At 39.5% G+C, this 22,451-nt stretch carries 19 protein-coding genes; 13 read left to right on the top strand and 6 right to left on the bottom strand.

The features are described from left to right. The 5 genes from A6733_RS02020 to aspS are packed head-to-tail and all read left to right on the top strand — an operon-like array spanning window position 1 to window position 4,963. The gene (locus tag A6733_RS02020) at window positions 1–1,221 is read left to right on the top strand and encodes a type II secretion system F family protein (RefSeq protein WP_175330482.1); all 1,221 of its coding nucleotides are present in this window, start codon (window positions 1–3) and stop codon (window positions 1,219–1,221) included. A 2-nt stretch (window positions 1,222–1,223) separates the two neighbouring features. Then, complete coding sequence (locus tag A6733_RS02015; RefSeq protein ID WP_092401772.1) at window positions 1,224–2,117, top strand: prepilin peptidase; 894 nt, start codon at window positions 1,224–1,226, stop codon at window positions 2,115–2,117. Between the two features lie 53 nt (window positions 2,118–2,170). Next, complete coding sequence (locus A6733_RS02010) at window positions 2,171–2,491, top strand: FmdB family zinc ribbon protein (RefSeq protein ID WP_092401775.1); 321 nt, start codon at window positions 2,171–2,173, stop codon at window positions 2,489–2,491. A gap of 41 nt (window positions 2,492–2,532) precedes the next feature. After that, on the top strand, window positions 2,533–3,144 hold the full coding sequence (locus tag A6733_RS02005) for a DUF502 domain-containing protein (protein WP_092401778.1): 612 nt from the start codon (window positions 2,533–2,535) through the stop codon (window positions 3,142–3,144). A 28-nt stretch (window positions 3,145–3,172) separates the two neighbouring features. Next, the gene (gene aspS, locus A6733_RS02000; RefSeq protein ID WP_092401781.1) at window positions 3,173–4,963 is read left to right on the top strand and encodes an aspartate--tRNA ligase; all 1,791 of its coding nucleotides are present in this window, start codon (window positions 3,173–3,175) and stop codon (window positions 4,961–4,963) included. Here aspS and lgt read toward each other — a convergent pair. Further along, complete coding sequence (gene lgt, locus A6733_RS01995; protein WP_092401784.1) at window positions 4,948–5,754, bottom strand: prolipoprotein diacylglyceryl transferase; 807 nt, start codon at window positions 5,752–5,754, stop codon at window positions 4,948–4,950. The genes aspS and lgt overlap by 16 nt on opposite strands. A gap of 93 nt (window positions 5,755–5,847) precedes the next feature. On the opposite strand from lgt, the gene A6733_RS09850 reads away from it, so the two are divergent. Continuing rightward, window positions 5,848–6,459, top strand: coding sequence for a glycerol-3-phosphate acyltransferase (locus A6733_RS09850; RefSeq protein ID WP_092401787.1), 612 nt, complete (start codon window positions 5,848–5,850; stop codon window positions 6,457–6,459). A 21-nt stretch (window positions 6,460–6,480) separates the two neighbouring features. On the opposite strand, the gene A6733_RS01985 is transcribed toward A6733_RS09850, so the two are convergent. After that, window positions 6,481–9,045 (bottom strand): EAL domain-containing protein, encoded by a 2,565-nt coding sequence (locus A6733_RS01985; RefSeq protein ID WP_092460325.1) that lies wholly within the window; start codon window positions 9,043–9,045, stop codon window positions 6,481–6,483. Window positions 9,046–9,278: 233 nt separating this feature from the next. After that, window positions 9,279–10,004, bottom strand: coding sequence for a bifunctional hydroxymethylpyrimidine kinase/phosphomethylpyrimidine kinase (locus tag A6733_RS01980; protein ID WP_092401793.1), 726 nt, complete (start codon window positions 10,002–10,004; stop codon window positions 9,279–9,281). Window positions 10,005–10,095: 91 nt separating this feature from the next. On the opposite strand from A6733_RS01980, the gene A6733_RS01975 reads away from it, so the two are divergent. The 3 genes from A6733_RS01975 to hemL are packed head-to-tail and all read left to right on the top strand — an operon-like array spanning window position 10,096 to window position 14,627. Further along, window positions 10,096–11,034: an alcohol dehydrogenase catalytic domain-containing protein gene (locus A6733_RS01975; protein WP_176696096.1), complete on the top strand. Its 939-nt coding sequence runs from the start codon at window positions 10,096–10,098 to the stop codon at window positions 11,032–11,034. 42 nt (window positions 11,035–11,076) lie between these two features. Further along, complete coding sequence (locus A6733_RS01970) at window positions 11,077–13,269, top strand: RelA/SpoT family protein (RefSeq protein ID WP_175330577.1); 2,193 nt, start codon at window positions 11,077–11,079, stop codon at window positions 13,267–13,269. Between the two features lie 41 nt (window positions 13,270–13,310). Next, complete coding sequence (gene hemL / locus A6733_RS01965; RefSeq protein ID WP_092411221.1) at window positions 13,311–14,627, top strand: glutamate-1-semialdehyde 2,1-aminomutase; 1,317 nt, start codon at window positions 13,311–13,313, stop codon at window positions 14,625–14,627. 67 nt (window positions 14,628–14,694) lie between these two features. Here hemL and A6733_RS01960 read toward each other — a convergent pair whose 3' ends face one another. The 3 genes from A6733_RS01960 to cutA form a co-directional block, all read right to left on the bottom strand. Then, window positions 14,695–15,297 carry a hypothetical protein gene (locus A6733_RS01960; protein ID WP_092460323.1) on the bottom strand — a complete coding sequence of 201 codons (603 nt, stop codon included), beginning with the start codon at window positions 15,295–15,297 and terminating at the stop codon, window positions 14,695–14,697. Between the two features lie 218 nt (window positions 15,298–15,515). Beyond that, window positions 15,516–17,303 (bottom strand): protein-disulfide reductase DsbD, encoded by a 1,788-nt coding sequence (dsbD, locus tag A6733_RS01955; RefSeq protein ID WP_092401808.1) that lies wholly within the window; start codon window positions 17,301–17,303, stop codon window positions 15,516–15,518. Continuing rightward, a complete protein-coding gene (gene cutA / locus A6733_RS01950) occupies window positions 17,303–17,998 on the bottom strand; it encodes a divalent cation tolerance protein CutA (RefSeq protein WP_092401811.1) in 696 nt (231 codons plus the stop codon). The genes dsbD and cutA overlap by 1 nt, the downstream gene beginning before the upstream one ends. A gap of 32 nt (window positions 17,999–18,030) precedes the next feature. Here cutA and rsmH point away from each other — a divergent pair, with 32 nt between their 5' ends. Genes rsmH through A6733_RS01930 form a run of 4 tightly spaced genes read left to right on the top strand, consistent with a single transcriptional unit; the run spans window position 18,031 to window position 22,450 of the window. Further along, the gene (gene rsmH / locus A6733_RS01945; protein WP_092401814.1) at window positions 18,031–18,948 is read left to right on the top strand and encodes a 16S rRNA (cytosine(1402)-N(4))-methyltransferase RsmH; all 918 of its coding nucleotides are present in this window, start codon (window positions 18,031–18,033) and stop codon (window positions 18,946–18,948) included. An 11-nt stretch (window positions 18,949–18,959) separates the two neighbouring features. Then, entirely contained in the window at window positions 18,960–19,244 is a 285-nt protein-coding gene (gene ftsL / locus A6733_RS01940; RefSeq protein WP_092401817.1) for a cell division protein FtsL, read from the top strand. After that, window positions 19,241–20,965: a peptidoglycan D,D-transpeptidase FtsI family protein gene (locus A6733_RS01935; protein WP_092401820.1), complete on the top strand. Its 1,725-nt coding sequence runs from the start codon at window positions 19,241–19,243 to the stop codon at window positions 20,963–20,965. The genes ftsL and A6733_RS01935 overlap by 4 nt, the downstream gene beginning before the upstream one ends. 6 nt (window positions 20,966–20,971) lie before the next feature. Beyond that, window positions 20,972–22,450 (top strand): UDP-N-acetylmuramoyl-L-alanyl-D-glutamate--2,6-diaminopimelate ligase, encoded by a 1,479-nt coding sequence (locus tag A6733_RS01930; protein ID WP_092460321.1) that lies wholly within the window; start codon window positions 20,972–20,974, stop codon window positions 22,448–22,450. The last annotated feature ends 1 nt before the right edge of the window (window position 22,451 follow it).

Below are 22,451 nucleotides of genomic sequence, written 5' to 3'. Positions count from 1 at the left end.
ATGGCTGACACTAGTAAGTCTGGTAAGAGCTTTCTTTTCTCTTGGAAGGCTAAAGATAAGACGGGAGAGTATGTTTCTGGACAGTTAAGAAGCAAATCCCGAAGTGATGCTATCGAGAACCTGAAGAAGCAAGGTTACTTTGTTACCTCTGTAAAGTTGGTCAGTGAGAGGAGCTTCTCTGGTCGAATAAAGCAAAAAGACATAATTTCCTTTTCTGGCCAATTGTCAACTATGCTTAGAGCAGGGGTTCCTTTATTGCAGAGTCTAAACATGATTGCCAGCTCCCAGAGAAAGGCAGCTATGGCAAATATTATTAATAATTTGTCACAGGAAGTTAGGAAGGGTTCAAGTTTTGCCAAGGCCCTTTCCGATGCCCCGCATGTATTTGATGAACTTTTTATTAGCATGGTGGCTGCAGGCGAACAGTCTGGTATGTTGGAGAAAATGTTATCTAGGCTGTCGGTGTACCTTGAGAAATCTGCAAAGTTGAAGTCACAAGTGAAAACAGCCTTAATCTATCCTTTATCTGTTATTGGTATAGCTATCATAGTCATTATAGTCATGATGGTATGGGTTATTCCATCTTTTCAGAACATATTTGAAAATATGGGAGCAGAGCTCCCAGCGCTTACGCAGATACTTGTTAATGCCTCTAATTTTATTATTAAACACGGGGTTAAGCTGGCCGTGGGACTAGCTGGTCTTATTTTTTTTACTATAAGGACATACCGTAGCAGCTTGTTATTACAGAGATTTTTCCAAAAAAAGATTGCCAAGGTACCTGTTATTGGTAAGATAATCACATTGGCAGTATTGTCCAGGTGGCTGCGTACCATGGTTACTATGACTAAAGCAGGTATGCCTTTGGTGGATGCTCTTGATTTTAGCGCTCGTTCTGCTGACAATATCGTAGTTTATGATGATACTGCTGATCTCATAAGACAAGTTCATTCGGGTGTCTCTTTGAGTGTTGCTATGAGAACGTGTTCTGTATTTCCAGAGTTGATGATGCAGTTTGTTTCCATTGGAGAAGAGTCAGGGCGGTTGGAAGAGATGCTTTCAAAGGTTGCTGAAATGTACGAAGATGAGGTAGATGTTATGGTCAAGAACCTTTCTTCTCTGCTAGAGCCGATTATTATCTTTGTATTAGGAGGTACTGTGGCCTTTATCATTTCAGCTATGTACATGCCGATATTTAAGATGGGAGCGGCCGTTGGTTAAAGATGGTTGATTATTTTCATGGCAACATAGAAGTATTTTGGGTATTGGTGGTTGTTGGGGGATTGATTTTTGGTAGTCTGACCAACGCAGTAGTATATAGGTTACCTAAACTGCTGATGGCAGGCTGGCGCGAGGAGGCCTGTTCCATACTGAAGCTTGATAGTGTCAAGAGTGAGGAACCTTGTGATTGGAGTTTGTTTTCTCGCTCTTGCTGTCCCAACTGTTTGCACCAAATTAGTTGGTGGCAGAATGTCCCGGTACTAAGCTACATATATCTAAGTGGGCGTTGTTTCTTTTGCAAACAGCCCATATCTAGGCGTTATCCCATAGTTGAGCTATCTGGCGCTTTGTTGATGTTTTTGGCATTTTTTCGCTTTGGTCCAACAGTTAAGTTTTTATGTTCTGCTGTTTTGGGGTTCTACCTACTAATTGCTGCATTGATAGACTTTGACACCCAACTTTTACCAGATGAGATAACCTGGCCGTTGCTAATGATGGGCCTGCTTGTAAATAGCTTCTCAGTTTTTGTTCCATTGCATGATTCTGTTTGGGGATCAATTGTTGGGTACTATTGTTTGTGGTCGGTCTATTGGATTTTTTTTTGGTTAACCAAGAAGCATGGTTTTGGCTTTGGTGACTTTAAACTTATGTGTGCTTTGGGGGCGTGGTTAGGCTGGAAATCTATTCCATTTGTTGTTTTTGGCGCATGTATAGAAGCTCTTTTAATCTCATTTATATGTTTCTTATTGTCGTATAAACCAGGATGCTCTAAAACAGAAGGTAAATTCCTACATTGGCAGATTCCGTTTGGCCCATACTTGGCTTTTATGGGGTGGATTGCAATATTTTTTGTAGACAAACAATACTTCTATCCGTACATTCTCCATATTCACTGAATGAGTTGGCTGTTGTAATCTATGGAGGTGTTTTAATTACTTGGTACGCCGTAATGCCTACTTATTCATACTGTTGTCGAAATTGTGGTTACAAGAGCAGCCACTGGCAGAAAATGTCTGACCCACACTTTGTAAAGTGTCCTTCGTGTCTTTCCAATGATTATTGTCGCCTCGTTTCTGCTCCATCGTTTAAGTTAAAAGGTTCTGGTTGGTATGCTACTGATTTTAAGTCTTCCAGCGTAGTTGAGGGTACATCTTCTCCCCAAGGTGGGGATGTGGTTAAGAAAATTGACTCTGATAAGCAAGTTAACACTGCTGGTGCTGCCGAGCCTACAGTTGCCAGTGCAAGTAGTAACTCGGGCTCAGAAGGTTAGTAATTTTTAGTGGCGAAATAATAATACTGCAGGATACACTTATGAAGCTGAAAAAGGTTTTTTTTACCGGCTTGTTGGTTTGGGCGCCCGTAATTATTACCATCTGGATAGTTAAGCTTGTTGTTATGACCTTAGACGGGTTTATTTCCTATCTGCCATCGTCTTGGCAACCTTCGAATATTTTGGGTTCCAAAATTGCCGGGATAGGTTTTTTTTTCAGCATAGCCATAGTGTTTGTTACTGGTCTTATTGCCTCAAACTATGTTGGGCGCCGCCTTGTTGAACTTGGGGAACTTATTATTTGCAAGATTCCTATAGTTAATCGTATTTACGTAAGTGTGAAACAGGTTAGTGATACTTTGCTTCTTGATTCTAGTACTAACTTTGGTCAGGTTGTGTTAGTAGATTTTTTGGGAAGTAAGTCAATTGCCTTTGTAACTGGTAAATCCTCTTCTCTCGTTACAAGTTCTCTGAATAATGTGGAATTGGGATATCTAAACGTATTTGTTCCAACCACCCCAAATCCAACGTCTGGATATATGGTGATTGTTCCCTCTTCTTCGGTTGTATTTTTACCTTTGAGTGTGGAACAAGCGCTTAAACATGTCATATCAATGGGTTCTGTCAATCCTGAAACTAATGAGAACGATTAGTTGATTTAATGGTTTTTCCTTTTAGGAGATGTTAGTGCGGTCTCATTATTGTGGTGTTTTGTCTTTAGATAATGTTGGTACGGATGTTTCTTTGTGTGGGTGGGTACATAGTGTTAGAGACCACGGGGGAGTTCTATTTGTTTCCTTGAGGGACCGTGAAGGTTTAGTTCAGGTCGTGTTTCATCCGCAGGATGCTGATATGTTCAGGCGAGCAAACGATTTGCGTAGCGAATTCGTTGTACGTATTTTGGGTGCTGTTGTTCGTAGAACCCCAGAAACGGTGAATGATCAGCTCTCAACTGGTGAAATAGAGGTGCATGCCTCCAGTTTGGAAATAATCAATTCCTCCTTGACACCACCATTTCATTTTGATGATCAAATATCAGATGTAGTTCGTTTGAGCTACCGGGTATTGGATCTTCGTCGTCCCGATATGCAGAGAAATTTGTTTACACGTTACCTAGTTACACGTGCTTTTAGACACTTTTTTGATCATCGAGGTTTTATTGAAATTGAAACTCCTTTGTTAACCAGATCAACCCCCGAAGGGGCTCGTGACTATTTGGTACCCTCTAGAGTTCATGCCGGGGAATTTTTTGCTTTACCTCAGTCACCACAGCTGTTTAAACAGATGATTATGGTGGCAGGCTTTGATCGTTATTATCAGGTAGCTCGATGTTTTCGAGATGAGGATTTGCGTGCCGATCGTCAGCCAGAGTTTACTCAAATAGATGTCGAGATGTCTTTTTCTTCTCAGGAAGAAATAATGAAGTTGATGGAGTGTTGTTTGCTTGAAGTTTTTAAATCGGTGGGAATTGATCTTCCCGGACCTATTCCTACAATGGATTATAAATATGCTATGTCCAAATATGGGACAGATAAACCGGATTTGCGTCTTCCCCTAGTTTTAACTGAGCTGACTGATGTATCAAAGGATGTGGACTTTCAGGTATTTTCACGCGCAGCTAATTCCAAGAGAGGTAGAGTTGCTGCGTTACGTGTACCAGCTGAAGTTTTTCTAAGTCGCGGTGAAATTGATTCTTATACCAAATTTGTGATGCAGTACGGTGCTAGGGGGCTCGCATGGATTAGATTTAACGATGTCTCTCGCTTTTTGAAAACCGGATCACGTGATGGTCTTCAATCTCCGATTGTTAAAAATTTAAGTGACTTGTTTTTGAAAACGCTAATTGAACGTTCGGGTGTCGTTGATGGTGATCTGGTATTTTTCGGTGCTGATAATGAGAGTATAGTTTGCGCTGCCTTGGGGGCTTTGCGCGTACGAATATCTAAAGATAAAGGCTTAATTAATGATGGTTGGTATCCGCTGTGGGTGGTTAATTTCCCCTTATTTGAAATAGATAGAGATTCAGGTAACGTGTTATCTAGGCATCATCCTTTTACTGCTCCCATTAATGCAGATGATATTGATAACCCAGACTCATGTTTGTCTCAGGCCTATGATTTGGTTCTTAACGGGATAGAGATCGCCGGAGGGTCAGTGCGTATACATAATCCTGCTATTCAAGAAAAAGTATTTCGTGTCTTGGGGATCAGTTCCGATGAAGCTAATGATAAGTTCGGATTTTTTCTGAATGTTCTTCGTTACGGGACACCTCCACACGGGGGTATTGCTTTTGGACTTGATAGAATTTCTGCCATGATTTGTGGAGAGGATTCTATACGGGATGTGATTGCGTTTCCCAAGACGCAAAAGGCGCAGTGTATTCTTACCGGATCGCCAAGCGCTGTTAGCGATGAACAATTAGATCAACTTGGAATATCGGTAAATAGCCTAGAAGGTCAATTTGTTGTTTGATCTTTAGGTTGAAAAAAGTAAGCATATATAAGCATGCCTACTCCGCCAATGAACATAGGTACGCAGTAATATTGGCCCATGGAGAGAGTAATACCAAGGCCTTTCACAGATATTACTCCATCAGGCACCCTGAATATTTCTGTAAATGATCTGGTCAAGGAATATACTACAAGGTACAGTCCCGCGGTTGCACACCTAGGCCTTGGCTTTAAGGTGAAGGCCCACATTATTATGAAGAATAATATCCCATCTATTCCAGCTTGATATATTTGCGACGGGTGGCGGGGAACATAATCTACATGCGGGAATACGACCGCCCATGGTACTTCCGTCGGCTTTCCTATTAGTTCCGAATTTATGAAATTTCCAATCCGTCCTAGAGCATATCCGGGTATTACCGAAGGTGCTACAAATTCAATTGTTCTAATAAAGTCTAGCTTATGTTGGTAGCTCATAATTATTACTGATATGATTACACCAGCTAATCCTCCATGAAAAGACATTCCACCATGCCAGACTTTTATAATTTCAGAAGGATGATTTAAATATAGGAAGGGCCTGTACAAAATAATTTCTCCTAATCTCCCACCTATTACAACACCCAGTACACCATAGACAACCATTGTATCAATCAGTTCTGTACTTACCCATTGATAATGTGGAAAATTTCTTCTGTAGTAGGAAAGGAGCATGAAACATAGGAAGCCCAGGAAGTACATAATCCCGTACCAGTAGACCTTTACTTGACCTAGGTGCAACGCTACAGGGTCTATATTTGGGTGAATGAACATGTATGGCCCACCGAGATTAGTAGAAGTGTTGAGTAGATTATAGAATATGGGGTTGATTTAGTCTTGTTATTTTACAGTTATAGGGTATAGCACATGTTATGTATAGAGAACTCATTGTTTTTATTTCTAGTATCTTATCTGTTGGGTTCATTCTCGTTTGCTATTGTGTTGAGTAAATTTTTTAATCTTCCTGACCCCCGTTCCTATGGGTCTCACTCTGCAGGTGCAACCAACGTTTTTCGGGCAAGTAAGTACATTGCGTTTTTTACTTTGATTGGTGATATATCTAAGGCCTATTTTGTAATGCGTATACCACATCTTAACCACGTATATTTGGATTTTCCTGTATGTCCATATGATTTTTCAATTCTGTTGTTAGGCGTGATACTTGGGCATATTTTTTCTGTATTCAATTCTTTCCATGGTGGAAAAGGGGTTGCTTGCCTCATTGGAGCCACTTTTGCCATTGATTCATTGTCAGCAACTATTGGGTTAGCACTTATGGCATTAATTATTGTAATTACTAGATATTCATTCCTATCTACTTTATCTGGATTGATATTAATGGCAGTTATTTTGGCTATCAGACTGCCCATCAGTCCCTTGATAGGGTCTTATATTTGTGCTTTGGTACTGATAATCAGTAGGCACCGATCCAATATTATCCGTTTTTTAAATGGAAACGAAAACAAATTACGATTTTAGTTGTTACGAACAGATGTTGTTTTAAGTAGGAGTAAATTTTTTCCAGGTTCCATCTGGCAGGAAATCCTCTTTTAGTAATAAGATGAATTCATCATATGGTATCGGTTTAGAAATTATATATCCCTGTATTTCATCTACTTTCCATGAACGTAGCAAATTTACCTGATCCATGGATTCTACTCCTTCTGCTATCACGCGTAAATTAAGTGAATGCCCAAGAGTGCATATAGCACGCGCTATAGTTGCATCCTCAATATTGTTTGGCAGATCTTTAATGAATGATTTGTCAATTTTTATAAAATCTATGTCGAAACGTTTAAGATAAGCTAGAGAAGAGTATCCTGTGCCGAAGTCGTCTATGGCTATGGAGACTCCAATAGCTTTTAGTTCATTTATAAGCTCAGTGGCATCTTCAGGGTTTTTCATTGCCGCACTTTCTGTTATTTCTATTTCTAAGGCATGAGCTGGCAAATTTTTGGACGATAAAACATTAGTTACTTTTTCTACTAAAGACTTTGTTGAGAATTGCTCAGCTGATATGTTGACGGCTAAGGATATTTGATGTCCCTCCATGCGCCACTTAACAGCATCAGAACAAGCTTTTTCTAGTGTAATCTCACCTATTTCACCTATTAGTCCTTGTGTTTCAGCAACTTCTACGAATTCAACTGCTGATACGATTCCTCTTTCAGGATGATTCCATCGTATCAGTGCTTCTGCTCCTATGACTTTCATGGTGCTTAGCTCAACTTGTAACTGATAGAATGTAACGAATTCATCTTGTTGAATTCCACGCCTAATTCTTTCCGCTAGAAGTAATTTATTAGTTGCAACTTCAGACATTTCCTTAATATAAAACTGTATGTTATTTCTATCCTGTTCTTTTGCATTTACTTTTGCTAAGTCAGCATTTCTTAGGAGCTCATATGCGCCTATATTACTTTCAGCAAATGCAATACCTATACTAGAAGCAACGTGGAATTGATGTCCTTCTATTTCTACAGGTTTCTTAACAGTACTTAGAATACGTTCAGCAAAGTACTTTGTATTTTCCACACTGTGGACTTGAGTCAGGAAGAATATAAATTCATCTCCAGTAAGTCTTGCGAGATAATCTCCAGATTTTTTGAGTCCCATCAGCCTATCAGAAATTATTTTTATTAAAATATCTCCAATGGTGTGTCCAAACGAGTCGTTAACTACCTTAAATTGGTTAATGTCAACAAATATTATGCAAACTGGCCATACAGTATCTGGGTTGTTCATGACCCGAGTCATAATTTCTTCTATTGAGGCTCTGTTATGCAATCCAGTTAGGTGATCTTTAAAGGCAAAATTTTCTATTTTTTCTTCTATTTTTTTATAGTCAGTTATATCAAGAATTACTCCCTTCATTCCTACTACATCATTATTGTTATCACGAATAGCATGAAGTTTTGTTCTCACCCACCTAATTTCTTGGTTACGTAAAATACGAAATTCTAAGTCGAAAGAGTTTTTTTCTATATTTTTGGCATTGAAGATAAAGCGCACTTTTTTACGGTCAGCCGAATCTACCAGTTCTAGTAGATTCTCCGGTGAGGGCACAGGTGGCTTTATACCAAATATATTAAATACTTCATCACTCCATATAATTTCGTTTGTTTTGTATAAAATATCTAAATTACCTACGTGAGCCATCGCTTGTGCATCCCGCAAGCGTTCCTCATTTACTCGTAGTTGCCAGGTTATTTTTTCTGCAATATTTTTTGCTATGTTTTTAGTCTTGGTTATAGAGTGAATTAGCAGCGATACTAACGATACAATTAGCACTCCGAATGCTAAAGTCCAGTAGCTTAAAGATTTTTTTTCCTCATGAGTAATAAAAAAGCGGAATATGAACTTTTTACCTAGGGCTTTATATATATCGTAGGCATAGTATTCGTCATCCTTAAGGTTAGGATAATCAAGAACATTTTTATAATTATTTTTCGAATCCTCAATGTCAATCTCAACTGAGACTTGATCCTTTTTATTATTTTCCTGTACTAACTTATATAAATTAAAAATAGTTACAAGAGTTCCATTGTGGTCAGGCCCACTTTTTAACGGATAAACCGCAGCTATGGTTCCGTTATTCGTATCTAGCGGTATTATTTTACCGATTTTAGAGTTTTTGTATGCTAATTCCTTTATGAGAGATTGTTGTTTACTTGTTAGCTTTGCTCCCTGTATATGAGTTTCCCAGATCTGTTTTCCATCTTTGAAGAATGCAAGATATTCTAATCCCATGAATTTTTTTCGATATCTATATACTCTAAGTATCTTTTTAATATCGTGAGCAGAGACGTTTTCGTACTCTTCAATAAATTTGTTGATGAAAGTAATAAGGTGAAAATGGTCACTGATGTTTGTATGTATTTGATTTATAACAATATTGATTTGTTGTAGATTTTCTAAGTAGAGTTTTGTGCTTTCTTGGTATCTAAAAAGATAGAAATTTGTGTAGGCTATTATGTTTCCGATAATAAACACTATGACGGGGATACGTATTTTTTTAAATCTATAGATTTTTTTAGATGCAGTGTTGATAAATGAAGCTAGCACAGTAAGTCTCGTTGTGTTTATAAGACAGGTATTCTATTATCGTGTTGTTGCTATTTTGACAATGGTAGGATGTGAGTGTAGTTTTAGTTTCTATGTCGTAAATTAGTGTACAAACGGTGTGACTACACAGACTCCAACCTTTTATATGCTAATTACTAAAGCGTATAAACACAAAATAAGTATACACAACGTACACCGATATCTAGGATATTGCACTCTATGGGGTGCGATTTCTATGTCAATGATTCTTTTGCTAATTTTTGTGTCGTGTATATTGACATACTCCTTAGTGCCTGCATTACGTCTAATCCATTGGCAATATGGCAAGCTATGGTTGTTGCTGTTTCTTGCTCAGGTATCGTTAGCTGATTGTCTGAAGTCATATGGATGATGTTTCTTTTATCAGATAGAACATATGAAGCTTTGTTTTCATGGCATTCGACCAGCATAACAGTTTCGCATCCATAGTTTATAAGTGACTCTAATTGATTATTTGTTCCTATAATATTTGGACAGAGATGTGCACATAATCTAGGAAGATTTTTCTCATCTATTACAAGCAATTGTACTGTTTTTAGGATAAATTGACAGAATTTTCTGACCTTTTGTGAGTCGAGGAATTTCTTGCCATTTGGTATTAGTGCTCGTCCGTCTATCACAATTGGTACATCGTAAAACATTTTTTGTAATTTTTGCCCAATGAGTAATCCTATCTCATGCGAATTTAGTAGACCAAGCCTAATAGCGTTTATACCACAATCCTTCAGCGATTCTAGTTGCTGAAGAACTTGGTACGTATCTAAGCAATAGTGTAGGCTTGGCCTATCAGCATATATACCAGTTAGGACGCTTACAGATTTGCATCCTTGCTGTGTTGTGATGCGTATATCTAGGCCTAATCCAGTCTTATGCGATGGATTGAGATCTGTAATAATTAGTAAAGTGTTTTTTGGGGTCATTTCCTATAACCATGTAAAACAGGATGTTCGATACTAGACAATCTACAAGGAAATTTCTATGTGGTATGTGAATCATTCGGCGCCTAACGAAATGTCACTGCTTCGTGGAGAGGTAACTTCTCCTCAAAAAGGTCAGCTACGCATTCGGGTTGCATACGCTGGTGTTAATCGTACAGATGTATACCAATTGCGCGGTGTGTATCGGCCGCCCCATGGTGCTAATCCAATTATGGGTCTGGAGGTTTCTGGTATTGTTGATGCTATTGGTGAAGATGTTGGAGAAGAATGGTTGGGTGAAAGAGTTTGCGCTTTGGTAAATGGAGGTGGTTATGCTGAATATGTTGTTTGTTCATGTGAGTCTTGCCTAATTATTCCATCTGATCTTCCTTTATCTGTAGCAGCCGGCATACCAGAAGCTTGGTTTACAGCCGCTTTGTTTTTGCACTATATACGGCCTTTGTCTAGTAATGACCGTGTTCTTATACATAGCGTTATGTCCAATGTGAGTAGAGCAGCAGCTTTGCTTTCACAATGGGTAGGTGCCAATGTATGGGGTACTCTCGGATCTGAAAGGAAATGCGATATATCATCAATAATTGATGAGAAAAAAGTTTTTTTTCGCAACAATGATAATTGGATACAACATTTGATTGATGAAAGTAGCAAAGTAGATGTTATTTTTGATGTTGTAGGGGCTTCTTGTTTTACTGCTAATTCTAAGCTTATAAATTTATATGGTACATGGCTAATTGTTGGTTTCTTATCAGGTGCTCATCCTAGTAATATCAGCCTGGCTCCAATATTATTTAAGCAGGTAACATTGCGTGGAGCGACTATGCGTTCTCAGCCTCAAAATGTTGTAAAAATTCTCAGGGACTGGCTTGCTACTCAGTGGAAATCCGGTCTTTTGCTACCTAAGACAGTGTGCCTTAATCAAATATTTGAGCTTAGTCAAGTAGAGGAAGCGCATAGACTTCTAATGGATTATCAGTCTGTTGGCAAGATAGTAATACATTTATCATCTGATTAGGTATTCTATGCATTATGGGTGGTAGTGGGTATGGTGCTGACCATGTCGGATAAAAAGAAGAGTTTTTTTGATATAGATACGCTTCGCTCCAGTATTATTAATTCCCTCGGAGATGACAATGGAGAGTCTCTCGCCGAAATTGAGAAATTAGTTCATCATATTTTGGCTGAAAAGAGCTGTTTTCTAGTTGGAGAGAATGCTCTATCCCATGCCTATGGTGTGGCAGCTATTACTGCTAAGTTGGGTTTGGGCAAGGAGGTAGTGTACGCATCGCTCCTGTTTTTGTCACCTGCTTTATCTGATGACCCAGATGTAGACCTAAACAAGCTAGTAGACTTAGTCGATCCAGGTACATTTTCTTTGCTCAAGGGAGTATTAGGAGTATTACGTATAAAGTTTTTTCGATATGATGATCTACAAAAACCAAGTTCTCAACTTATGCACGCGGAATCTTTTCGTCAAATGATACTAGCATTGGTTGAGGATATTAGAGTCGTAATCATCGTTTTGTCATCTCATTTGCAAACACTACGCTACTTAACAACTACTGACAAGAGTATATTTCACGAGCGTTTCGCGCAAGTTATATTGAGCATTTTTGCACCATTGGCAAATCGTCTTGGAGTTTGGCAACTTAAGTGGGAACTTGAAGATTTGTCTTTTAGATTCTATAAGCCAGAACTCTACCAATCAATAGTTAATAAGCTTAGTTCTAAGAGAGAAGAAAGGCAGCTATTTATTCAGTACTGCATAGATAGCCTGAGTGCCATCTTATCTAAGGAGGAAATGGACTATAAAATTTATGGGCGTCCTAAGCACATATATAGTATCTATAATAAGATGAACTATAAAAATCTGGATTTTCATGATTTATACGATATTCACGCTATCAGAATACTAGTTCCATCAGTGCGTGATTGCTACATGGTTTTAGGCGTGGTGCATAGCCTATGGGCTCCAATATCTAAGGAATTTGATGATTATATTCTGCAACCTAAGAGTAATTTGTATCAATCCTTGCATACTGTTGTTCAAGTTGTTGCGGATAAAAATTTGGAGGTCCAAATTAGGACCTTTGATATGCATAAAAATGCTGAGCTTGGTGTAGCTTCTCACTGGCTCTACAAGGAGCGTTCTGGAACTTCTTCATATGGTGAAAAAATATCACTTCTTAGGCAATTGCTTACCTGGCGTGACGACTTGGCCCAACAGCCTATGTGGGCTGATTATACGCAGCGTGCCGAACTAAATCAGACTATATACGTTTTTACTCCTCAGGGAAGGATTATTTCCTTACCAAGAGGCTCTACGCCAATTGATTTTGCGTATGCGTTACATACTGAGGTCGGTCATAGGTGTAGGGGAGCAAAAGTTGATGGATCAATTGTTTCCCTAGATACACCTTTGGATACAGGCCAACAAGTTGAGATTATGACATCTAAGCAAGGTGGTCCTTCTCGTGATTGGCTGGGAAATTCACCAGTGTATTCTGTAAGTAATCGAGCGCGTTCCAAAATAAAACATTACTTCCACCATATTGATGATGTGAGCGACGATGTTTTCTTCAAAGGTAAGCAAGTATTCTCTAAGAAGATAGCACAATATAAGCTTAGCAATATCACATCTGAAGATGTAGCCTCTGCATTGGGTTTTTCAGATGTTCAATTATTGTACAGGGCTGCATACAACGGTGATATATCCCCCAAGATGTGGCGTTCCCTAGTTGAAGACAGTAGTAAGGTGGATGCAGTTAACATTTGTGCAGTACCGCAGTTGTCTAAAAAAACATCTTTAGATTTTTCTGTTATGGGAGTATCTGGATTATCTACACGTTTGGCTAATTGCTGTCATCCAATTCCATCGGATGAAATGATGGGATTTATAACATCTGATTACTGTGTCTCTATACATAGGAGTGATTGTCCTAATTTGCTTAAAATTTGTGAAAAAAATCCCGAGCGTACGGTACCGGTACATTGCAATCAAATTATGCATTTGATGGGATTGTCGTGGCCATATAGCTTTAAAATGGAATTTATCAATTCAGATAATGTGCTAAAAGAGCTCATGGATGTTTTTTCTCGACATCAAGGTAGAATAACGAAATTTTTGTCTAACTTGCACCGCGATGTTTTAGTTGTATATGTTGTTTGGGAGACAAACCCTGATAGATATGAAGAATCGATTTTGTTGTTGAAAAAGATACCAGGTTTTATCAGAGTATATCGTGTGTAAGATGGTATTTTATTGCTTTATACCTTATTGGAGAGTACGTAATGCATAGTTATACAGATGCAGATGCCAGTTTGTGGGATAGAGCGCAAAAGGTTATGCCAGGAGGTGTTAATTCTCCTGTGCGAGCTTTTAAAGGTGTTGGGGGTGATCCGATTTTCTTCAGGAGCGCTGATGGTTGCAGGTTGATAGATGAGACTGGTGCTGAATATATTGATTACGTGTGTTCTTGGGGCGCATTAATTTTGGGACACTCTGACCCTGATGTAAGACTTGCCCTCCATAAAGTAGTAGATACTGGTTTTTCTTTTGGTGCCCCTACAGCACTAGAGGTAGAAATGGCTGAGTTTTTGTGTGCGTACGTTCCGTCAGTTGAGATGGTGCGCTTGACTAACTCAGGAACTGAGGCGGTTTTGTCTGCTATCAGGTTGTCCCGTGGATACACCGGAAGAACCTTGGTTTTAAAGTTTGCTGGTTGCTACCATGGGCATGTAGATTGTCTTTTGGTAGAGGGAGGTTCAGGCTTACTGACGTTCGGTATTCCAAGCTCAGCAGGTGTTACCGCGATGTGTTCGTCTGAGACCATTGTACTACCATATAATGATGTTTCTTCTTTAAACAAAGTTTTTGATGATTATGGTTCTAACATAGCTTGTTGTATCGTAGAAGCTATCGCAGGTAACATGAATTTGGTCGTTCCTTCATTGGAATGGATTAAGCTTTTACGTTCTTTGTGTACTAAGCATGGTTCAGTATTAATTTTTGATGAAGTTATGACTGGATTTCGTGTTCATAGCAAAGGTGCGCAGGGTTTTTGGGGTACAGAGGCCGATGTTGTAATTCTTGGTAAAGTTGTCGGTGGTGGTTCCCAATTGGCAGTATGTTGTGGACACTCGTCTATAATGAATAGCTTTAGCCCAGTTGGTAATGTATACCAAGCAGGGACATTGTCAGGACATCCAAGTTCTGTATCTTCTGGACTAGCTACTCTTAAAAAGATTTTTTCTATTCCCAGTTTTTTTGATGAGATTTCTAATAAAACAAAAAAATTTGTTGCTATGATGTTAAGGGCAGCATATGACTCTGGATATAAAAATTTTTCTGCTCAGAGTGTGGGTGGTATGTTTGGTATGTACTTTAAGGATAGTATCCCTACATCTTTGGAAGAAGTTAAGTCATGTAGCGAACGTGATTTTAGGTACTTTTTCCACCGTATGCTTGTCCGTGGCATTTATTTTGCACCGTCTGCTTATGAAGCTGGATTTATGTCGATTGTTCACGACGATGATGCACTACATAAAACATACGAGGCAGCTTGTGAATCTTTTAGTGAGTTAGTAAAAAGAAACGAGCAAATGTGAATGCCTGCTCTTGCGAAAAATAATTACTAAACAAAAACAAGTGCTTGTTTGCTTATATTGATTATGCTTATTCAACATCACAATTAGGCAATACGGAGTCTTGTACATCTAATGAATGGGAAATAGAAAATGATGTAGCTGCTATGTGGCACATACACATGTTGTACGTAGCTGGTAACCCACGCATTTTACTGGGAGCAATCCTGAATGCGGTTAGCCCTAAGGAGAGGAAAGCAGATGCCACCGACTCTACTAGCACTAATAGCGTGCTGTCTACCGTTAGGTGGGAAACTAATAGAGAATGTAGGCCTATAACCCTGTATCTACTAGATCTTATCTTGGTTTTTACTGTGGGCATTACTTCCCGTATCCCACTCATGACCCCTATACTAGATTTTTGCGATAATACCCGCACTTCACCATCAGATTCACTCTTTTCTTCTTCCTCCTCCTCTTCTTCTTCACCCTCCCTGTTTTGAGAAAATCCGTCTAGAGCAAATATCTCAACTGTTGGAGGTAAATCAAACTCAGGTGCACTATTCGAATTCGATAGCAAATGCTCGCGATGGATATTCTCTTTACGGTATGCTTTCTCTAGAGGTGCATAGAATGCATGAGCGTACTCCTCAGGAACACTATCCATAGGTTCAAGACCGTTATGGGTGATCATTTATATTTTTCCTCAGTGTGCTAAGTTACTTAGCCAAGGTTTAATTTGTACGTAACATAAGTAAACAGTTTATATAAGGTATATAGGAGGAACATTTTTCCTAAATCAAGAGCTATAGAAAAATTATATGCCCGAAATAAGATGTTAGACACTAGATATGTGCATATCAAGCACGTACTCTTAATGGATTCATCCTATAAGCTGGTAACTAAAAGTAGTTACTTACTACTACTAAGTGATTTTAATAGACTGCTGCTATTGTGTAGGCCGATGAGTTTTTCGTAAGAATCACCGTATTTTTTGTTATATATAATCATTGCTGGTGGTCCGAAGACTCCGTATTCTTTCATCATGGCTCTATCTTCTGCATTGTTGTCAGAAACATCGATAATGAATTTATCAAACTTATCCAGTTTTTTAATAACCTCCGGATTACGGAATGTCGTTCTTTCCATTTCTCTACACAAAGAACACCACTTTGCAGTTATTTTGATAAAAGTTGGAGATTTGCGGTGGTGCTTTATCACTTGATGTAGCTGCTCCACTGATTTGATAGGGGTAAAGTAAGGTGCGATAGAAGTTTCTGATTTAGTTGCAGCAAAGTCGCTCGTTAATAACTGAGAACCCGTGCCGATACCAAACAGCAAACATAGAAGACCCACAAAGCGTAAAGGAGCAGGAGTGCCAGCATCAAAGAACCCTATCCATACACTACATGCGAGAACAACAAGTGTGTACCCTATGGTTGCCCAGACGGGAGGGATCACGGGAGATACTATGTATACTGCTAATCCTAATAAAGAAAAACCACAAATTTGCTTTATTTTATCCATCCACACACCTGCTTTGGGAAGTATCTTATCTGCAGATATGCCAATTATTATTAAAGGTACTCCCATGCCTAATGCAAGCATAAACAAGGCAGTACCCCCAATCCACATATTTCCTGTCTTAGCTATGTACAGCAATGTTCCAGCTAGGGGCGGAGCTATACACGGCCCTATCACTAGACCCGATAGAGCTCCTATACCAAAAGCTCCGCTATACGTACTACCTTCAAGACGGTTACTGATGGAGGAAATTTTAGTAGACAGTTTGGAGTGTATTCCTATTTCAAATACTCCAAATAGAGACAATGATAACGCCACCATAATGAGAGCGAAAATTGATAGGACAACTGGACTTTGTAGCCATGCGGCTAATAGTGTTCCGCTGAGTGCAGATACTATTCCAGCTACTGTGTAGGTGGTACACATGCCCAAGGTATAGGCTAGTGATAAGAAGAAACTACGGGACCTAGACAGTTTAGTTTGACCCACAAGAATTGATGAAATTATAGGTAGCATGGGAAAAACACAGGGCGTGAACGTTAGCATTATGCCCAAACCAAACATTAGCAGCAGAGTATATAGCCAGTTGTTTGCTTCCAATCCATGAAAAAACTTTCCAGAGTCCCCGTCTTTGTCTGAGGGGCTATCTGATTCACAAAACTTTGTAGCATTGTTAGCTAATAAGGATTTATTGTTTACATGCATGTCAGTTTTACTGTTTACATGCATGGTATAAGTTTGAGGGGGGTAGCAGATACCAGCTGATGAGCACCCCTTTAAATTAACAAAAATAGTGAATGCTTGCTTACTAGATTTTAGTAATTTTGCAGTTATTACTACGGGCTCTTCATATACCTCTTCAGAGCCATTAGAGCTGGTTTTGATATGAGAGTAAGTGGCAGGCAAGTAAAGAGAGCCTATAGTTGCGGCTCTAGATGGTCTTACAGATATGCTTATACTATTCTTGTATACATACACTCCGCTCCCAGGCTCAATATGCACTCTTATGGTGTCACCACTTTTATAAATTTGGACTTTGAAGGCTTTTCCCGGAGACAAAATCTTAGAGGAGTTATCGCCAAAAGTAAGATTTTCCAGACCTTCGGCTGAAACGGTGCTACATTCCAAAGTGAGAAATGCGAAGGAAATGAGTAGTATTAGCCAGATTTTTCTCATCAAAATGCCTCCACAGATTTTTGTACCCACTCCAGATACGACTCCAGGCCATTAGAAACGGGGAGCACTATTATTTCTGGCACTATATCCGGGTGCTTTTGCTTTATCACAAGGCTAACCGATTGTAGAGCACTTGCGACGGTTTTAAGCTCAAAAGGGAAAACCCTCTGGGTATGAGTCTGATTTTCCCAACAATAGGTGGTGAGAGATTCGTGGAGAAGTGTACCACACGCTATCAGTTTTTTCTCTATGAGGATTTGTATAATATCCGTTGCTATGCTAGGATCCGGAGCGTGTGACTTTACTACAACGACCCTATTTTGATCACATTTTTTGGACATAAATTCTTGTCTTGTCCTAAACAGTTCTATTCCTACGCTGTCTATGTTTTCTATTGGACGATCCTTAAATACTTGCAGGTGCACGGCATCTATGGGACTATACTCAAATAAGTAGCCCAATATGCGGTGTGATAGCCCCTCTACTAATAAGAACCGTTCTTCGTCTAATATTTTGTTAATTCCAAATACAACATCAGAGTAATCAAGCTCAGGCTTTGATGAAAACTTGGTATGCTCCGCTATTTGTAAGTGAAGCGTTGCATGTATGCAGATCGTTTGTTTTTGGTATCGTTCATAGTCGTACAATCCTACAAAAGCCTTCTTAACTAGATTGCGTAGGACAATCTTATCCATTTTCTATCCTAAGATATTGGAGACTTATACCCTTGAGTAATCAATATACTCATAATTCAGTTTTGTGTCATTCTGTATTAGAGAACTTATCTACCTGCCATCCTCCTGTGGTTGTAGATGCCACTTTCGGTAGGGGCGGCCATAGTAAGGCAATTTTGTCAATACTACCTGAAGAGGGAAGACTATTTGCATTCGATATGGATCCTGATGCAGCTAAATTAGCAGATCAAGTTGATGATACTAGGTTCACTTTTATAAATTCCCGTTTTAGCGAAATGAGCAATCGCCTACTGGAGTTGGGGATCGAAAAAGTGTCAGATATAGTTGCCGACCTTGGTGTTAGTAGTCCACAAATCGACGACCCCAGCAGAGGATTTAGCTTTGCTAAAGATGGTCCTCTAGATATGAGAATGACTTCTACCGGGGAGTCTGCATCTGACTGGATTGCAGCTGCTACAATTCCTGAAATGGAATCAGTTTTTCGTAAATACGGTGAGGAAAGATTTGCTAAAAGAATTGCGAATGCTATCGACGTAGAAAGGGGAAAGTCTGCCATATTAACTACCAAGCAACTTGCAGATATAATTTCCAATGCTATACCTTATGTAGATAGGGGGCAGCATCCAGCGACTCGTGTCTTTCAGGCTATTAGAATTCATATTAATAAGGAACTGGAAGAACTGAGTTCTGTTCTTGCGCAGTCAAGTGGTATTTTGATGAGTGGTGGAAGGTTGATTGTGATAAGTTTTCACTCCTTGGAGGATAGGATTGTTAAGCGGTTCATTTCGTCCTTAGCTAATCCAGTTGTTCCGAGGTTCCTTCCTCTGAAAGAATGTGAGTTACCTGTGCCATCTATGAAATTTATAGGGCGGTTTCGTCCTAGTGCTGCAGAGGTTAGAGACAATAGACGATCTCGTAGTGCTATTTTGCGAGTGGCAGAGAAAATATAGGGGCGTGATGCGTGCGGTTTGGTCCTTTAGATATAGTGTTAGTAGTTGTATTACTATTAAGTTCTGTGGGACTTGTTATGTCTCGTTATCAGGCACGCAAGTTGTATTTTGCAATTACCCAGCAACAATCAATAGCTAGAGATTTAGATGTTCGTTTTGCACAATTGCAGTTAGAAGAGACAAATTACAGCATGCGTTTTAATCTTAAAAAGATTGCTAACAGAAAATTAGGGTTGGTTACTCCGCAAAATACCAGAACAGTAAGACTTTTTCCTAAAGTGGTAGACAAAGCGTGAAGTTAAATTTTGAGAAGTGTAGGAAAGGTTCTGGAGAATTGTCGCGGTGGCGCACTAACTTTATTAAGGGTTGTTTTTTTTTAGGTTTTGTTATTTTGCTAGTGCGTGCTATCTACTTGCAAGCAGTACTTGATCATTATTTACTAAAAAAGGGACAAGAGATAAGTAGTCACGTTGTTGACATACCAGCCATCCGGGGACGAATCTTGGATAGATCTGGTGTTGTTCTAGCTATGAGTGTTCCTGTGAGGTCTGTGTGGCTATCGCCCACTGAGTTTTTAATGGCTCACTTCAAGGATGATCTTAGTAGGCAGCAGAGAATTAGTACTTTATGGGATTTATTGGAGATAACGGGTTCATTTTGGAAGGAAAAGCTTCATTCTCACTCCGACTGGGTATGTATAAAGAAAGGTCTGCTCCCCGATATCGCACGTCAGGTTGCAGATCTTGATATTCCGGGTATCTATTTACAACGAGACTACAAACGATACTACCCAGCACGGGAGAGTTCAGCCCAACTTATTGGGATAAATAATGTACACGATAGTGGTCAAGAGGGTGTAGAGAGGCTATTTGAGCAGACACTTCGTGGTACCTCAGGTTCTAGGAGAGTCCTGAGGGATAGGAAGGGACGTGCTGTCGATGATGTTGAAGCAATACGTGTACCAGTACAGGGTAAGGATGTAGTACTTTCTATCGACCATAATCTCCAAGAAGAAACATACAATGTTCTCCTGGAAAAAGTGAGAGAAACTAATGCCATTGCTGGATCAGCAATGGTTGTTGATACGTTGAATGGAGAAATATTAGCTTTGGTAAATGTGCCGTCACTAAACCCCAATAATCGCCGTCACTTCAAATGGTCTAGCTTTAGAAACCGTGCCTTCACAGATATGTTCGAGCCAGGATCTACGATGAAACCTTTTACCGTATCATTAGCAATAGAACAGCACAAGGTTGTTCCAGACACTGTTATTAGTACCAATGGAGGTTACTTTAGATTGGGATTAGTACGAATTTCAGATATGCATTCCTCAGATCATTTGACTGTAACGCAAGTTGTTCAAAAATCTAGCAATGTTGGTATGGCTAAGATAGCGCTTATGTTGGATCACTCTTCTATGGGTAAAATGTTACAGAATTTGGGTTTTGGTAGAGCTACTGGAGTAGGCTTTGGCGGTGAGGCAATTGGCATGTTGAAAGATGATAGTAAGTGGAGACCGATTGAGCAGGTGACTATTTCTTACGGCCAAGGAATCTCTGTAACCCTTGCACAATTAGTGCGGGCATACACTGTTTTTGCACGTCATGGTCAGATTATCCCGTTAACTATTCTTAAAACTGATAAAGCTGCCATTGGTCGTTTCGTGTTTTCTGCTGAAACAATTAACAAGATGCTAAAAATTTTGGCTACTGTTGTTGAAAGTGGTGGAACCGCATTGCAGGCAAGAATTGATGGCTATAGTGTTGGAGGCAAGACTGGCACAGCCTATAAAGTACGCGATGGGCACTATGTGCATCGTTACGTAGCGTCTTTTGTCGGTCTTGCACCGTTGTCACATCCACGTTTCGTTGTTGGTGTTATGATTGATGACCCAAGGGGGGTTAATCACTATGGTGGTAGTGTTGCGGCTCCCGTTTTTCACTCCATTATGCTTTCTGCCTTGCGTCGTTTTATTGTTTCTCCTGATAGGGATGATCCATCCGGTATTATCGAGTGATTGTTCATGAGTGTTCATATAATTTTTGAGCAATTGCTTTTTCAAGGCGTATCTTCTGTTAGAAGATTGGTTACTGATTCACGAGAAGTAAGAGCAGGTGACGTTTTTCTGGCCTATCCTGGGTTGGTTTTTGATGGCAGGTGCTATCTGCGTGAAGCGATAGGACAAGGGTGTTTTGCAGTTATTTATGAAAATGTGGATGGTTTTGTTTGGCCCAGAGGGCTGGTATGTCCTAATGTTGGACACCCTAACATTGTGTCATCTTTAGGGGAAATTGCTTGCCATGTGTACAACAACCCCTCATCTAGGATGAATATAACTGCTGTAACTGGCACGGATGGTAAAACTACCGTTGTATCATGGCTGGCGTTCTTATATGGCAAGTGTGGCTATCGTGGGGCTTCTATTGGCACTCTTGGATGGGGATATCCTGGAAGGTTATTTCCTCACGGCTTAACAACACCAAACGCCGTAACTTTGCACGATTACTTATCTGATTTTGAAAAACAAGGTATTACACATGTTGCACTCGAAGCATCTTCTATAGGTTTAGAACAAGATCGACTGCAGTGCATAGATATTGATGTGGCTGTTCTTACAAATTTGCATACTGACCATATGGACTATCACAAAAATAGAGATAACTATGCAAGATCTAAGGAGCTATTGTTTAAACGTGATTTTGATTGCGCTGTAATCAATAGTGATGATCCCTTCGGTCAATACCTACTTTCATCACATCACGTTTGCAATAAGGAAAGAGTGACTTTTGGTCTTGATCCAATGTTTGACCATGACATATCAGCATCTGAAGTGGTAATAAATGATGCGGGTATTAGGTGTAAAATATCGATTTTTGGCGAAGCAACGCCCATTGTACTCCCTATACGTGGTCAGCATAATCTCTACAATTTTTTAGCTGTCTTGTCAACTATGGTAGCGCATGGATTATCATGGGAAAATATTTTCCCGCATGTTGTTAACTTACCTTCTTTACCCGGACGTTTCGAACCAGTTCATCAGGATACGGATGATTGTTTAGTTTGGGTGGATTATGCGCATACTCCTGGTGCTATGTCTGCAGTTTTAAAGATGGTTAGAGGTTGGCTTCGTGATGATCAAAGACTAATTTGTATTTTCGGTTGTGGTGGTGAACGTGATCGTTCTAAGCGCTCTCAGATGGGTCTAATTGCTTGTTCGCTTGCTGATAAAGTGGTTATCACGGAAGATAATCCCAGGGGAGAAGACTCAGGACAAATTATCTTTGATATTCTATCCGGTTGTAATATAAAAGATTCTTCTGTTTCAGTTATTCCTGATCGTCATGATGCAATTGTTAATACTATTTTGTCTGCTGACATTGGTGACGCTGTAATCATAATGGGAAAGGGTCACGAAAATTACCAAGAAATTGCTTCAGTACGATATCCATTTTCAGATCAGGTTGTGGCTCTTAAAGCGCTTAGAGAAAGGAATAATTTGTGAT

It is taken from the genome of Candidatus Ichthyocystis sparus, from assembly GCF_900078745.1.
GTDB classification, from domain to species: domain Bacteria; phylum Pseudomonadota; class Gammaproteobacteria; order Burkholderiales; family 2013Ark19i; genus Ichthyocystis; species Ichthyocystis sparus.
The sequence above is the reverse complement of the archived record's forward strand: the minus strand, read 5'-3'. Positions and strand labels throughout refer to the sequence as shown.